Annotated in this window: 10 protein-coding genes and 1 riboswitch; of the genes, 7 read left to right on the top strand and 3 right to left on the bottom strand. The window is 47.5% G+C overall.

The genetic code is table 11. From position 1 onward, the window contains the following. Positions 1–10 precede the first annotated feature (10 nt). On the bottom strand, positions 11–490 hold the full coding sequence (locus B1728_RS16575) for a hypothetical protein (protein ID WP_079911344.1): 480 nt from the start codon (positions 488–490) through the stop codon (positions 11–13). Positions 491–641: 151 nt separating this feature from the next. On the opposite strand from B1728_RS16575, the gene B1728_RS16570 reads away from it, so the two are divergent. Further along, positions 642–1,625: a helix-turn-helix transcriptional regulator gene (locus B1728_RS16570; RefSeq protein ID WP_256865377.1), complete on the top strand. Its 984-nt coding sequence runs from the start codon at positions 642–644 to the stop codon at positions 1,623–1,625. Between the two features lie 114 nt (positions 1,626–1,739). Here B1728_RS16570 and B1728_RS16565 read toward each other — a convergent pair whose 3' ends face one another. Together B1728_RS16565 and B1728_RS16560 are read right to left on the bottom strand one after the other, a co-directional pair. Further along, positions 1,740–2,237 carry a DinB family protein gene (locus tag B1728_RS16565; RefSeq protein WP_079911342.1) on the bottom strand — a complete coding sequence of 166 codons (498 nt, stop codon included), beginning with the start codon at positions 2,235–2,237 and terminating at the stop codon, positions 1,740–1,742. Positions 2,238–2,580: 343 nt separating this feature from the next. Continuing rightward, positions 2,581–3,474, bottom strand: coding sequence for a LysR family transcriptional regulator (locus B1728_RS16560; protein ID WP_079911341.1), 894 nt, complete (start codon positions 3,472–3,474; stop codon positions 2,581–2,583). A gap of 144 nt (positions 3,475–3,618) precedes the next feature. Here B1728_RS16560 and B1728_RS16555 point away from each other — a divergent pair, with 144 nt between their 5' ends. The 6 genes from B1728_RS16555 to B1728_RS16530 all read left to right on the top strand — a co-directional run bounded on the left by B1728_RS16555 (position 3,619) and on the right by B1728_RS16530 (position 15,087). Next, positions 3,619–4,629: an alpha/beta fold hydrolase gene (locus B1728_RS16555; protein ID WP_079911340.1), complete on the top strand. Its 1,011-nt coding sequence runs from the start codon at positions 3,619–3,621 to the stop codon at positions 4,627–4,629. A 231-nt stretch (positions 4,630–4,860) separates the two neighbouring features. Next, positions 4,861–5,808 (top strand): helix-turn-helix transcriptional regulator, encoded by a 948-nt coding sequence (locus B1728_RS16550; protein WP_079911480.1) that lies wholly within the window; start codon positions 4,861–4,863, stop codon positions 5,806–5,808. A gap of 128 nt (positions 5,809–5,936) precedes the next feature. Beyond that, the gene (locus B1728_RS16545; protein WP_079911339.1) at positions 5,937–6,341 is read left to right on the top strand and encodes a VOC family protein; all 405 of its coding nucleotides are present in this window, start codon (positions 5,937–5,939) and stop codon (positions 6,339–6,341) included. 226 nt (positions 6,342–6,567) lie between these two features. Further along, a riboswitch (cyclic di-GMP riboswitch) is annotated at positions 6,568–6,658 on the top strand. 296 nt (positions 6,659–6,954) lie between these two features. Then, on the top strand, positions 6,955–12,891 hold the full coding sequence (locus B1728_RS16540; protein WP_079911338.1) for a DUF8202 domain-containing protein: 5,937 nt from the start codon (positions 6,955–6,957) through the stop codon (positions 12,889–12,891). Positions 12,892–13,272: 381 nt separating this feature from the next. After that, entirely contained in the window at positions 13,273–13,857 is a 585-nt protein-coding gene (locus tag B1728_RS16535) for a TetR/AcrR family transcriptional regulator (protein WP_179136048.1), read from the top strand. 57 nt (positions 13,858–13,914) lie between these two features. Further along, positions 13,915–15,087 carry an MFS transporter gene (locus B1728_RS16530; RefSeq protein WP_079911336.1) on the top strand — a complete coding sequence of 391 codons (1,173 nt, stop codon included), beginning with the start codon at positions 13,915–13,917 and terminating at the stop codon, positions 15,085–15,087. The last annotated feature ends 72 nt before the right edge of the window (positions 15,088–15,159 follow it).

Genomic DNA, 15,159 nt, shown 5'->3' with positions numbered 1-15,159 from the left:
TTGACTGAGATTAGCCTGCTACTTTTTTTCCACGAAGCCACATTTCGCCGTAGAATGTACCGTCTTCAGCTGCTTTGACGAATGTTGAGTTACCAGGACCAACGTATTTGTAGTCTGTGATTTCTTGCAGGAGGCCACCGAAAACCTTGCCTGTTATTTCCTCAGCAAGGCGGTCTTTGTCAGCGCCTGTGCCAGGCACCACGAGGTAGTCCCCAGCGAGGAAGTCAAGGACGACCGCGCCTTCCACGTCGTATGCACCCATCACGCCGAAGCCGCGCCAAGCCTTGCCGTCGATGACGTAGTTGATTTGATATTCTTGCCCGTCAGCGAGCGTGAGAAGTTCGGCAAGCTTGCCGTTTTCAGTAATTTCAGCTTTTTTTGCTGCAGTTTTTGCTGCATTGCCTGCCCAGTCGTTGTAGTCTTCAAGTAAAACACCGAAAGCAGTCATTTTGTAGTTTTCTGAAATGGTTTGGATGGAGTAGTTAGACATTTTAATCTCTCCCTTAGCGGATTTGTTTTTACAAGATTGATACTATTCTCTAAATGTATCAAAAAACGATACCTTTTATCGAATATCAAAAAGTATTGCAAAAACAGAATCAAAATCAGTACTAGTGCTACATTTCTGATACAATAAAATCATGAAAAAGACAGAACGAGTGAACCTGATCATGCGCTTCATCAATAACCGCGCGCATTTTACGATTGCAGAGATTCAGCGGGAGTTCAAGATTTCTCGCGCGACGGCGATCCGCGACATTAACGAGATTCAGGCGATGGGTTTTCCATTGACGACCGAGCTTGGGCGCGGGGGCGGCTACAATGTCCTGCAAAATCAGTATCTGTCCGCCGTCCGTTTCACGCCAGAAGAACTGAAAGCGATATTTATCAGCTTTATCGCCTCGAAAAATTCGCAGCTGCCTTATTTGCAAAATCGCCGCTCCATCACTGAAAAACTCATCGGCATCGCGTCGCAAACCCAGCACGACGAGCTGATCGAGCTGAATAATATCTTGCTTTTTGAAAATACAAATCCTGCTAATCCGAATCTTTTGGAACTCGATGATGCGGCGCCTGCGGAATTGAACCAGCTGATTTCGCTAGCCGTGCGGGATAAGCACTTGCGCTTGACGTATGAGCCGAGTCCTGGCTGGCCGCAGTTGATGGACGTTTTTTTGATTCATATTTTTAACTCAAACGCTCGTTGGCTGGTCGAGGTTTATGATCTTGATACCGATGAGTTTCGTTATTTGCCTGTTGAGATGCTGCGGGATTCGGCCATTTCCGAGCAGAAGATGAGACGGTCTGAGCAAGAGATTTTAAGCAAAAAACGGCTTGGCGCACGTGAGTCCAATCTGATTGTCAAACTTGATACGACTGGGATTCAGCGCTTTAAGCGCTTGCACCCGCCGGGGATTATTTTGTCCTTTACAGGGATGTTCCAGTCGAGTGGGATTTTCAATGATCAACTGGATGTGACCGATGTTGAGGCGCTAGAGTATTATGCGGATTGGCTTTTGTTTTTGGGGAAAGGGGTCGAGTTTGAACGGATTCCTGATGAGCTGCGCTTGATTTTGGAAGAGCGGTTAAGGGGAAGTGCTGACACTTTAACAAAAACACGTTAAACCAATAACCGGGCTGCAACGTTAGCGAGCCCGGGTTGGCTTGGTGCCCCAGCAACCTCAAAAATAGAAGGTGCGCGTTTTTGCCAAGAAAGTAAAGAGCGCGCCTTTGTATGCTTAAACCGGGGCTTCCATCCCCATACTGATCCACTCTTCCTTGGAGGGACCGTAGATTCCGATGACAGGAAGTCCCGCCTGGCGCATCAAGATGGTTAGCTGTCCGCGATGGTGAATTTCGTGCTTGAGGAAAATCCCTAACGTAAAACCGTTCTTCCATTGTTGTCCGAACATAGTAACGGATTCTTGCAGCTTCTCGTCCGTCCACTGGGATTGTACCGCCTCTATTAGGGCAGCGGAGGTGGAGCTATACGCTTTAGCAATCTCCGCTGCGGAATCAGGAGCCTCGCTATGCTCGGGCGGCGCTTCGAATCTAAGGCCGGTTGATGTCAGAATCCCACCTTTAGGCACTAAGTGCCACGCCAAAGTTCCAAGTGTACGGAAGCCTGGGGCAATCTCTTGCTTCAATGACGCGTCTGTCAAGGAACTGAGGGTTTTTTGCGTATATTCGGACTCATTCTGGTATTCGGTAATAAAGCTTTGAATGGATTGATACATCGGGGAAAACCTCCTTATTTAGGCGATTAGCGAGTTATTCGAACTCATTTACAATACCGATTATAAGGAGCCCCAACTGACAACTGTGTGTCAGCAAAATTTTAATCAAACAAAAAAGATGACATAGCATAAACTAGTTCTTATTGAGCTAAGGGCGTGGAGAACCGTATCATAAGTAGGGCGAAATTTTGAGCTGCCAATCCTTACGGGCTTGGAATTCTCGCCGACCGATCTTGGACGTGTTCTCAGCTTGGTTAGCTCTATTCCAAATAAGCATCGTTCAGCTCCGTTGCATCCAAGACGGGGTTATTCGGTCGTTCTCTAACAGTTGCATGTTCGAGGGTCAAATAGCCCGCAGGAGAATCCCCCTTGCTGCTTCAATGAAAGATAACATGATTGGTGAAAGCCACTTGTCTTTATGCCATAACATCTGTGTAAACACTTGCAAGTCCGGAATTTGCCATGGAAGGGCAACAAGTTCGCCCCGTTCAACTTCGGCTTCCACGGTTATTTCAGGAAGAAAGGCAATACCGATTCCCGAAATTGCACATTGTTTAATGGCTTCGGCACTTTGAAACTCCAAATACGTAATCCCATCAATGCCCTCTTTTTCAAATGATCGGTCAAACATGGTTCGATAGGGACAGCCCTTTTCATTCGTCAGGAACACTTCTCCGTTGAAATCTCCCAGCTGTAGCACCGTTCGTTTCACGAGTGGATGGTCTGGAGCGGCGAAAAGGCGAAAAGTTTCTTCCAGCAACGGTTCCACTGCAAGTCCGCCTGAGCGAATGGGTTCGTCCAACATAAAGACGACATCCGCGGTTCCCTCAAAGAGCGTTTGCTTGAGCTGCTGATTTGGAACGGAGCGGAAGATCAGACGAACTCCCGGATGCTGCGAACGAAATCGTTGAAAGACAGCTGGAAGCCGATAGGCGCAAATAACCTCGTTGGCACTTATCGTTAGGGTTCCGGTTAGATTTTCATTGTCATGAACGGCGCTACGAGCTTCGTCCAATTTGTTTAGAACGCCTTGGATATGAGTTAAAAAGCGTTTGCCCTCCGTTGTGAGAACGAGCTGCTTACCCAAACGGTCAAAGAGACGAACACCTAGCTCATCCTCCAATGCTTTTATTTGCATCGTGACGTTGGAGGGGACGTAGTTCAGCACTTCCGCAGCACGACTGAAATTTAAAGTTGATGCAACCATACAGAATGTATTCAGTTGGCGCAATTCCATCATACGATCCCCCTTTTTACTTTCAAAATTATTGAATATTACTTTGAAATCTATTCACTTTTATTGAGAGTATCACAGATCTATACTAACAACAAGAAATGCATTCTCAATGGATGATTTCATTTTGAAGGGAGAGACAACACGATGGAATATGAGATTTTTGATTTGGGTGACGTAACCTTGCAATCGGGAGTGACGTTACCGAGCGCTTTTCTTGCTTATAAGACTTATGGAAAATTGAATGAAAAGAAAGATAATGTCATCGTCTATCCGACTGCTTTTGGTGACCGGCATGTTCAGAATGAATGGCTGATTGGAAACGGCATGGCACTGGATCCGCAGAAATATTTCATTATCGTTCCAAATTTGCTGGGCAACGGGTTATCTTCCTCTCCCAGTAATACGCCTCCTCCATTCGACCGGGCTAATTTTCCGCAGGTAACCATCTATGACAACGTTACATTCCAGTATCGGCTGGTGACCGAAAAATTCGGCATTCAAAAGATCGCTCTCGTCGTTGGATGGTCAATGGGAGGCATTCAATCATTCCAATGGGGGGCTAGTTATCCAGACATGGTGGAACGAATTGCACCTTTCGCCGGGGTCGCCAAGACTTGGCCCCAAACGTATGTGGTCCTGGAGGGGATGAAAGCTTCGCTCATGGCTGCTGTCCGCTTCGATTCAAGTAAACTAAACCAGTTGACTTCTGCTGATATGCGCGCGGTTGGCCGTGTCTATGCGGGATGGGGCGTATCACAGGCGTTTTACAGAGAGGAACTTTATCGTGAGCTGGGGTTTGACTCATTGACAGATTTTATGGCTGGCGTCTGGGAAGATAGCTTTATGAAGATGGATCCGCACAATGTCCTAGCCATGTTATGGACAGGCCAAAATGCAGATATTAGTGCAAACCCCGTATATAACGGAGATTTCGATAAGGCGCTCAAAAGCATTAAAGCGCTAGCTTGTGTCATGCCAGGGAGCACAGATCTCTTCTGCCTGGCGGAGGATAACGAATACGAGGCTAAGCTAATGCCTAATGCTGTTTTTAATCCTATAGAGTCGATCTGGGGCCATTTTGCCGGTCGCGGCATCAACAAGGCCGATAATAAATTTATTGATGACAATCTAAAACGCTTGTTGGCTACGAGATGAGTGCTGATAGTTAAGATTAAAACGAAGGAGCGTGCCGCGGCAGGCTCCTTCGCATTTTTCGCCGATGGACCCGTTAAGATGAACCGTGTCATAAGTAGCGAATTTCATAATGAAGCTGGCAGCGTAACAAAAATGAGCTATGTTTATAGTAGTACAAGCCGTATTATTAAAGAAGAGCTAAACACATGGTATTTGCAATTGATATATGGGAAAAGGGCAAGGGGGCAGTCAATGAACAAAACAGATCGTTTGTTGGCCATCGTGCTGGAGCTGCAAGGCAGGCAAGTGGTACGTGCCGAAGATTTGGCGGCACTATTTGAAACCAGCGTGAGGACCATCTATCGCGACATGCAGGCGCTCAGCGAAGCAGGCGTGCCTATTACAGGCACTACAGGCGCAGGGTATTCCTTAATGGAGGGATATTTTCTACCTCCGATCCGTTTTACAATTGAGGAAGCCGTGACATTACTTATAGGAACAGATTTTATCGAGCAACGATTCGATGATGATTATCGTGATAAAGCTAAGGCTGCTAGGAGGAAAATCGAGGTTACTCTATCAGACAGTGTCCGCAGTGAGACCTCCCGTATACGCAAGTCGCTGCGATTGCTCGCGCCCGGCAAACAGGCTGCTCTGTCAAACGAAAGGGAAAATCTCGATAAGATCCGCCGGGCTCTACTAGATGGGCGAAAGATCCGATTTCATTATTCGAAAAAAATTACGGATTCTACGGGAAGCCGCCATAGCGAACGTACCGTCGCTCCCTATGGCCTTGTACTCGTTGAAGGGTCTTGGATGCTTGTGGCCTGGTGTGATCTGCGCCAAGACATCCGCCATTTCCGGTTGTCCCGAATGGCTGAGCTTATCGAACTGGACGAACGATTCGAGCTCCCGGCGCATTTTGACTTAAGGGAGTATACCCCTTTAGATGATCGCCACTTGCGAGTCTGCCTTCGATTTAATCATGACATCGCAGATAAGGTGAAGGAATCGAACTATCATTTCATAGAGGATATGAAAGAGCATCAAGATGGATTGGATGTGGTCTTACGCGTTCGTCAGCTGGATGAATTGCTGCAATGGGTGCTAGGCTGGGGAGCGGGCGTAATAGTATTGGAACCTGAATCTTTCCAAAATCGAATTCGTGAGGAAGCCCAAAAAATTCTCAAACGCTACTGACATAACGTTGTCAGTAGCGTTTTTTTATAATTGGACATGTAAATGTAAAGGAGATAGATAAGTAAAAAATATGTTATGCAACGGCTGTGGGACACAGCACCTATTATTACTAGGAAGGATGATATGTTATGAATTTCGCTTCTGTACGCATCATTACTGACGATGTGGATCGTCTCGTCGAGTTCTATGAGAAAGTCATGGGGGTTTCGGCGGAGCGACCCGCGCCCGTATTTGCCGAACTCGTTGTGCCATCATGCACCCTTGCAATCGGCCACTCCCAGACAGCGCAGCTAATCGGCGCCGGTTCCGTTGTGGGGGCCAACAATCGCACTGTCATTATTGAGTTCCGCGTCGACGATGTCGATGCTGAATATGTGCGCTTGAAGCCATTTGTCGATAATTGGGTAAAGGAACCGACCACGATGCCGTGGGGGAACCGTTCTATGCTGTTCCGCGATCCCGACGGCAACCTTCTTAACCTCTTCGAGCCGGTGACCGAGGAGGCGATGAAACGGTTTAGAGGTAGACATTGAGGGGCAGTAAAGGAAGGCCTTCAAACTTGCCGTTACAGACAGTGCGGAGATCGTATCATAAGTAAGCACAAAGTTGGCGTTATGAGAAGCATCAAAGAATTCAATGTCTTTGATGCTTCTTTGTTTTGTTTTGTCATCGGTTAGAACGAGCGGGACATTTTCGACAAATTCCGACTTGTTCAGAAATTGTTCAGTTTTGACTTGTAGAATTATGTAATGCCAATATAACTGAAAAAGGCAAACCTGGCCGAAAGGCAGGGACGCAAAGCCGCGGGCCTTCCCCAAAGTAATTTTGGGATGGTAGCTGGGTTGCCAACTGATTGGCTTTCTTTGTGTGCCCGTAGACATCAGAGGAAGGGACCTGCAAAACGATAGTTGAATGGGAGTGGTTTGGTCCGTGCAGAACCTGGTTGCAGGAAGAGTTTAAATTAAAAAAGGAGACTGGACAATGCAACCAACTTGCCCAGGAGAACTGGGGATTTATGCCCAAATTTTTATGACTCAGTTCTTAAAAACCGAAATCATCTAAACAAATTTTTCGTTGGGCAATAAAATTTGTAACACTTTGCGTTGACTTTGGACGCAACTTTAAACAAGAGGAGGTTTGATAAGCGTGTCCGCAAGATTTGGAATCGTTAAACAAAAATGGAAAAAAGGCATGAACTTAACGTTCAGCGCGGCCTTACTGTTCGGAAGCATTGTCGGCGTTGTGCCACAGAAAGCGGCTGCTGCGCCGACTGTGATGACTGGGCCAGGCGGAGTTGCAGATGGCCTGATTTCTTGGGTCAATTTGAGTGTGGCAGACAGTGTGTACGCTACTGCTTCTAACCCGATTGCTCCCACTACTGCTAGTGCAATTCATCATGTAAATGATCTGGCAGGGGAAAGAAATTGGCAAAACGCCTCGACTGCCCAGTACAAACCCGATGCGATTAACTATAACCCGGGCTTGACAAAGGGCTCGACCAATGGCTTTCTTTCCCTTAATAAGTTTAATGTAGACGATCTATCCAGAGAAGTTTTTTCCGTGCAAAGCAATGCCACTAATAATGCGGGGTTCCCTTGGGAGCTTGGTGGCGACTTTCCGGATAGTATTCCTGGCGAAAAGGCAAAATATACCAGGGATACAATTTCCTCATATTTTGGTACTGATGTCGCTACCCGGCAAAGCCGTTCATTGGATACCGACCAGCAGAATTCGACGAATACGCATGTGATGCACGTATCGAACCTATTTAACAGCAGTGAGAACAAGCATGTGTGGGATCTTTCTCTGGATGGAAAGCGCATTGGAGAGCCGGCCGTCATAACTCCTTACACGCCTTCTAAGTTCAATTCGCAAGAGGGTATTACAACTACTTACTATTTTGGCGCTGGTCATAGTTCGGTTTTAAACGGAGCGACATCCGAGCTTATTGTATACAATCGCGCGCTAGAACCTGAAGAGAGAAAACAGGTCAATAGTTACCTTGGAATCAAATATGGCTTGACGATTAAGAAGCCGGACGGCACCGGTATTGAGGAATACATAGATAGCAATAAAGGAGTATTCTGGAATCCTGGGAATAGCACAGATGCTACTTACCGGATTACCGGACTCGGTCGGGATGACGCCAGCGCGCTGAAACAAAAACAATCCGTTTCGCAGGAAGACAATGCGCTGGTAACTATTGCGCTCGGGGATAAGATTGGTGCTTCGAATGCGGCGATCACCGGTTTCGACATAAATAACGATCGATCGTTCTTTATGTTTGGCGACAATAATAAAAGCACAGACTTTACTGAGGACGTTGCCGACTCGGGTGCTCCTACAGGGCTAAAGAGCATGCCGCGTCAGTTCACCGTTCAAAAAACGAATAATTGGGCGGATGCCGGGATTACGTTGTCATTAGACCAGTCAGTTATACAATCGAGATATACATACTATCTGTTGATCAATGGCAAGTTTGATAAGAATTTGCGGCTAACGAATGGTAAAGTTCAGCTTAATACTAATAAATTTGGAAATGTTGCTACGTTTACCTTCGCAAGGGAGAAACAAATGGTTCCAGCCGGATTAGATACCGATCTAATCTCTTGGTTTGAGCTGACTAAAGGTTGGGAAGCAGCAGGAAGCCCAACAACAACTGGAACCGATAATCAGCAGTATATTGCAAAAATACAGGATCTCGCTGATAATTCGAGATCATGGGATATTTATACTGGTAATCCAGTTAGCAGTGGGCAATTAATTGCAAATCTAGGGACAAAACGGATTAATTATCATGATGTAACTGTCCCCCAAACCGGATCAAGAGTCATGTTCAATACTAATTCGCCGTTTTCTAATCCCCCTGCATCTGGCAAAAGGGAAGTTTTATCCGTACAAATTGCCGGAACCCAAGGATTCCCATGGGAGCTCGGGGGAGCCAGGATGGGGTACATGAAATATACCAAAACAGACATTACTTCAGATTTCGGTACTACTGCTAAGAAAACAGTAACACCAACTAAAGATATAACTAGACCTCATTTATTGAATGTTTGGAGCGGCATAGGCGATTGGAGCCTCTCTATTAATGGTTATCAGGAGAAAACAGACTCAACAAACACAACGCAATGGACTACAGTACCTACAGTTAATCACTACATCGGCGGCGCTCATAATGCACCCATGACCAACGGTAATGTTGCAGAGGTGCTGGTTTTCGACAATAAGCTTGGCGATATTGACCGGCAAAAAGTGACCAGCTACTTTGCATTAAAATATGGACTCACATTGACAAGTCCAGATGGCAGCACCCCGGTTAATTATATTGCCAGCGACGGCACCACAACCATGTGGACAGCTGCAAATAACGCCGGTTATGGTTACCGGATTACCGGAATAGGTAAAGATGGAGCTTTGGACCAAAGAATGTCCCGGTCGGAAGAAGCCGGGGCTTTGGTAGCGGTGGCCATAGGTAATGGCGACAGCGATAGTGATAGCGATGGTGATCACTTTGAATCAACGAATGAAGATAATCCGACTGTTATAGATGTCGAGAAATCGTTCTTTACGTTCAGTGATAATAATGCGGCAACAAATTATACGCTTAAAACCAATCATGCGCCCGGAACGACAGAACATTATTTGAAAAGAATGGAACGTGTGTTTAAGGTTGAAGCCAGTCCGAACTGGAAAAATAACACCGAACAGAACGTAACTTTCAAATTACTTTCGAATGATGCCGCAGCGCCTATCGATAATTACTACTTGCTTACAAGTGAAGACGGAGTGAATTTCAATGACCCTGTCGAAGCTAACAAATTAAACGGCAGTTATGAAGTCAAGATCAATAGCAATGATGTAAAATACTTTACGTTTGCCAGAACATATAGGGACGAATTGCAAACAGTGGTTGGCGGTTCCCCTGCTTATGCAGAAGAGAAGTACACAGCAGAAAGCTGGGCCGCTTACCAAACGGCGTTATCGAATGCCAGTGCTGTTCTGGTAGACGGTACGGCTACACAGAAGCAAATTGATCAGGCAAAAGATGCATTGACAGCGGCAATGAATGGCCTAGTATTAAAAGTTCCGAAGCTGGAATCGGCAAGTATTGATGCTGCTTCGAAAACAATCACACTTAAGTTTGATTATCCGGTGAAATTGACGGCAGCGGATGTAAAAGACGGGTTTACTGTCACCGTGGAAGGCCAGCAAATTCCGATTGAATCCATCCTCGTCGATACAACGAACGCCAAAATCGTAACCATTAAGTTACCGGACGGCGCCGATGTGAACAGCAGCCGGATTGTGGCGGTTGAGTACGATAAAACGAATGGAAACTTAAAAGGTACCAACGATAATGTAGTAGATAACTTTTCGCGGAATGCGGAAGATCCGTTTTTCGCCACCTTAACCATCACGGAGCCAAGCGGCAATACCGTAACTATCCCTAAGCCGGAGATCAAAGGAACATCCGAACCGGGGTCAACGGTTACGGCCGTCGTTTACGATCATGCTGGTCACATCGTAGCAACTCCAACTGTTACTGTGAATAGGGATGGTACGTGGAGCTTTGCGCCGGAAACCGACCTGCCTGACGGCGATTATACGTTTGAGGTTACGGCCGTGAAAAACGGCAAGACTACAAAGAAAACCAAGGCATTGACCGTGGCTACTAAAGAGACAGCGCTAGTCATCACCAAACCAGGCGGCTCAACCGTTACCGAGTCCAAGCCTGAATTTGCAGGAACAACCGAACCGGGATCAACAGTTACGGCCGTCGTTTACGATCATGCCGGTCATATCGTAGCAACTCCAACTGTTACTGTGAATGGGGATGGTACGTGGAGCTTCACTCCATCCGTTGATCTTGCCCCAGGCGAGTACAAGGTCGAAGTGACGGCGACGAAAAATGGCAAGATGGTGATCAAGACGAAGACCTTTACGGTCGCTGTCGTTGACAAAACGGTACTGCAAGCGAAAGTAAACGACATTAAGAGCGAGAACCTGGAGAAGAACGCCTATACGCCAGAAAGCTGGCAGGTGCTGCAGGATGCGTTGAAGCAAGCCGAGAAGGTATTGAACGATCCGAATGCAACGCAAGCTGAGGTCAATGCAGCGCTGGCTGCGCTGAACGATGCGCGCAATCGTCTGGTTTCGGTGAATGGTGAGCCTGGACTCGTCTCGCTCCAAGTGGGTGATGCGAACGGCAATCCGATCGCGCTGACCCCGGCATTCGACGGACGTCAGTTGAACTATAAAGCAGTTGTACCAAACGGAGTGACTACGGTCGGTATCGACCCGCAAGCGCTACATTCGGGTAGCAAAGTCGCCATTACCTTGAACGGTAACCCGGTCAGTGCTTCGGACTGGAACAAGCTTCCGCTCAAGGAAGGCTTGAACACCATTCAGGTGCAAGTGACCGGTACGGACGGCAAGCAAACGACTTATACGCTGGAAATCATCCGGACCACGAACAAGCTGGTCTCGCTCACTCCGTCCACCGTCGGCTTGAATCCGGCCTTCGAATCGGACAAGGAAGCTTACTCGATGACCGTGTCCGGCAGTGTATACCAGCTGCAATGGACACCTGTAGCGCTCGATCCGGGTGCTAAGATCGAAATTGCCGTTAACGGAGGTACCTTCAGCGAAGTGGCCAGCGGAGCAACAAGTGCAGCACTTCCGCTCAACCCCGGTGTTAATACGGTAACGGTGAAAGTGACCGACCGGGATGGCCGTATCAAAGAATATACGATCACCATCATTAGAGCAACATCCTCCGGAAATAACCGGCCAAGCGGTGGAGGCGGAGGCGGCAGTGCTTCTAATTCCGGCGACATCGTCACGACGGTGAACGATAACCAAACCTCGTTTGCAACACAAACGGCAGGGCAAGACGGTGTTACCACTGTGAAGATCGATGGAGATAAGCTCAACGGCATCTTGTCCCAAGGGGGCGCGCAGCATCTGGCGATTCGCGTACCGGGTGACGGCGATATACAGGTACAAGGCTTAACGGCAGCCATGGTCAAGCAATTGAAGGATACCGGCTCGAGCCTGGAAATCGGGAACTTGCTGGCTATCTATCCGGTGCCTAGCAGCCAGCTGGACCTTAGCGCGATCGCGAAACAATTCGGCGATGCGGCACTTGGCGATATTGCCGTGAATGTTACCATTCGGCTTTCAGAGCAAGCTCTCATCGACAACGCTCGCAGCCGTGCAGTGAACGGCGGCTATGAGCTGCTGGTGAATCCGGTTAGTCTCGACTTGGCCTTCTCCCGCGCAGGGCAGACTATCCGTTCAGAGCAATTGGGCGGGTATGCGCCGAGATATATTGCGCTTCCTGAAGGCATCGACCCGAACCGGATTACGACCGGAGTGATCGTGAACCCGGATGGAACGGTGAATCATGTACCGACTGTCGTTACGAAGATCAGCAACCGGTATTTTGCTAGGATTCAGGATTTACGCAGCCATGGAAATTACTCCGTCATTTGGAATCCTCAGGACTTCAGTGATGTGAAGAGCCACTGGGCTCATATGACGGTTAATAATGTAGCCGCCAGACTCATTCTTGCCGGAACGGGGAACAATGACTTCTCGCCGGATCGCAATATCAACCGTTCGGAGTTTGCAGTGATGGCTGCAACGGGAATGGGATTAATGGGTCAGAAGGCAACACAGAACGCGTTCCATGACGTTGCTTCCACCGCCTGGTATCATAATGGCGTATCCGTTGCCAGCGAATTCGGCATCGTCGAAGGCTACGAAGACGGTATGTTCCGCGGTGACCAGCAGATCACCCGTGAGCAGGGGATCGCGATGATCGCCCGGGCTTACAACCTGGTTAGACCGCAGAGTGCGGCCTTGAGCCAAGCAGAGATCAAAGCTACGCTTTCGGTATATGGCGATGCGGCGAATCTGTCCGATTGGGCGCGCGAGACGGTGGCGCGGATGATTCGCGCCGGCATTGTCGAAGGCAGCGCAGGTCAACTGCTGAAGCCGCAAGAGAACATGACGCGGGCGGAAGCGGCAGCGCTGATTGAAAGAATGCTTAAGACGACCGATTTAATCGATAAGTAAACAGTTATACCGAACAACCATTGACGACTTTCATGTCGTCGATGGTTGTTTTTTACTATTACAGGGTTTATAAATTTCGGGGCTCCCCGCAAAGTACCTGAATCAGCATCGAAGCCAAGGCCCCACTTTGTGGGGTTATTTTACCATAATAGAGTTTATAAGACACCAAGGTCATAGGATGTGAAAATTCTATTTGGCGATAAAACCTACATCTAAACGCGGTCGCACGTCTTCGAAAGGCCTCGATAGAGGTTTTCTCATTTCGCTTTGGAGGTCACTGGATATCTTATAGGCAATGGGACGATTGACATTCACTTTTCAGAGATGTAGAATTATAAAAAAATGTTAGTTACCGATAACTATCGAAAAAGAGGGATATTCTTGAGTGTCAGAACGGAAAGCACGGCTGAAAAAATATTGTCGTCCACCATCGATCTCATGTCCGAGAAAGGGTATAAGGCGGTAACCGTTAAGGAAATCGCCGCTGCCGCTTCCGTTAGCGAGATGACTGTATTTCGGACGTTTGGCTCCAAAAAAGCCATATTGGATGCCATTATCGATAATTATATGTTCTCCTCGCCGATTGAGCAGACCATCCAACAAAATCTCAAGTACGAACTCGAAACAGATTTGTTGATGATCAGCGAGCTGTACCACGATGTACTGGCCAGAAACAAAAAAATTTATTTGATTTCCATCTTGGAACGGAAAACGATGCCTGAAATCCACTTGAGCTTACACAATAAAGCTACTAAATTTCTCAATATTGTTACCGAATATTTCCGTGTCATGCAGCAACAAGGCAAAGTAGTCAAAGGCAACCCGGAAACCCAGGCCTTAACGCTAATGAGGTTCAATTACGGGAAATTTGTTGCCGGTTTGCTGTTAGAGAGTATTGCACCCGCTTCTCCAAATGATAACCTGCAAGCTTCGATAGCCATTATAGCAAAGGGGTTGACCATATAATTTTTTTATCCAAAATGTTAGTTAGTGATAACTAAACAAAGAAAGAGGGTGCTTACGATGGGACGTTTATGGACGACATCTTTTGTCAGTCTCACGCTGTCGATGTTCTTCCTATGCTTTGGGTTTTATTTGCTCCTCCCGACTTTGCCGCTATATATTAAACAATCAGGCATTGACGAATCGCGGCTCGGACTCATCATCGGCGGGTTTACTCTTACCGCGGTCGTTGTCCGTCCCGTTATCGGCGGTCTATTGGATCATTTCGGCAGGCGCTCCTTTATCATTGCCGGGTTGATTATTTTCTCTATCGCGATGTTTTGGTACAACTGGGCAAGCGGATTTCTGCTGCTGCTTCTTGTGCGAATACTTCATGGCAGCGGTTGGGCTATCTCCACCACTTCCATCGGTACTTCGATCACAGACGTCATCCCTGCCCGGCGCAGAAACGAGGGAATGGGATGGTATGGTATGTCGATGAGCGTATCTATGGCAATCGGGCCCCTTATCGGGGTATGGATGGTCCAGAGCTACTCTTTCCGGCATTTGTTTGTTTTAGCTGCTTGTTTGTCTGTTGGAGCTATCCTTATTGCCTTGGCGACCAAGGTGCCTGATATCCGATCGAACAAAGAACAAAAAGCGGTGTTCTTCGATAAATCCGTTCTCCCGATATCGGCGGCCATCTTTTTCTTAGCTCTGACGTACGGTGGAATCACCACATTTTTGCCGCTGTTTGCAGGCACTATTCACGTCAATGCAGGGACTTTCTTTTTGGTCTATGCTGTAGCGCTAACGCTCATCCGGCCTTTTGCAGGGAAGCTCGCGGATCGCTATAACGAGGGCTCCATCATTATCCCTTCCATGATCCTGACGGTCATAGCGCTGCTGATCTTAAGCTTGTCTGACAGTCTGCCGGGAGTTATCGTTTCCGCCTTGCTGTACGGGGGTGGTTTCGGAGCGGCTCAGCCCACACTTCAGGCAGCGATACTTGGCCTTGTTTCTTCCGACAAAAAGGGCATGGCCAATGCTTCTTTCTTCACGGCCATGGATTTTGGGATCGGGTTGGGAACGATCCTGCTTGGGTTTATTTCACAGTTATTCGGCTACCCGTTCCTATTTGCTGCATGCGCGGTTTCTGGTCTTATTGCTTTGCTCATCTTCACGGTTTTTGTAAGAAGAACCTTACTACGAAGAAAGGAGGAGCCTGCCGGCAATATTCATCAGTCAACCTAAGCGTATATTTTTTTAGAAGAATTGTTAGTTAGTAATAACTAATATGCTGTCGATTCCTTCGGCACCTTCGTA

It is taken from the genome of Paenibacillus sp. 32352, from assembly GCF_002042965.1.
GTDB lineage: Bacteria > Bacillota > Bacilli > Paenibacillales > NBRC-103111 > Paenibacillus_S > Paenibacillus_S vulneris.
The sequence above is the reverse complement of the archived record's forward strand: the minus strand, read 5'-3'. Positions and strand labels throughout refer to the sequence as shown.

Excerpts from the sequence above, each read along its gene's own strand:
- B1728_RS16545 (WP_079911339.1), top strand. The coding sequence starts at position 5,937 with ATGAATTTCGCTTCTGTACGCATCATTACTGACGATGTGGATCGTCTC.
- B1728_RS16570 (WP_256865377.1), top strand. The coding sequence starts at position 642 with ATGAAAAAGACAGAACGAGTGAACCTGATCATGCGCTTCATCAATAAC.
- B1728_RS16550 (WP_079911480.1), top strand. The coding sequence starts at position 4,861 with ATGAACAAAACAGATCGTTTGTTGGCCATCGTGCTGGAGCTGCAAGGC.
- B1728_RS16575 (WP_079911344.1), bottom strand. The coding sequence starts at position 490 with ATGTCTAACTACTCCATCCAAACCATTTCAGAAAACTACAAAATGACT.
- B1728_RS16555 (WP_079911340.1), top strand. The coding sequence starts at position 3,619 with ATGGAATATGAGATTTTTGATTTGGGTGACGTAACCTTGCAATCGGGA.
- B1728_RS16560 (WP_079911341.1), bottom strand. The coding sequence starts at position 3,474 with ATGGAATTGCGCCAACTGAATACATTCTGTATGGTTGCATCAACTTTA.
- B1728_RS16565 (WP_079911342.1), bottom strand. The coding sequence starts at position 2,237 with ATGTATCAATCCATTCAAAGCTTTATTACCGAATACCAGAATGAGTCC.
- B1728_RS16530 (WP_079911336.1), top strand. The coding sequence starts at position 13,915 with ATGGGACGTTTATGGACGACATCTTTTGTCAGTCTCACGCTGTCGATG.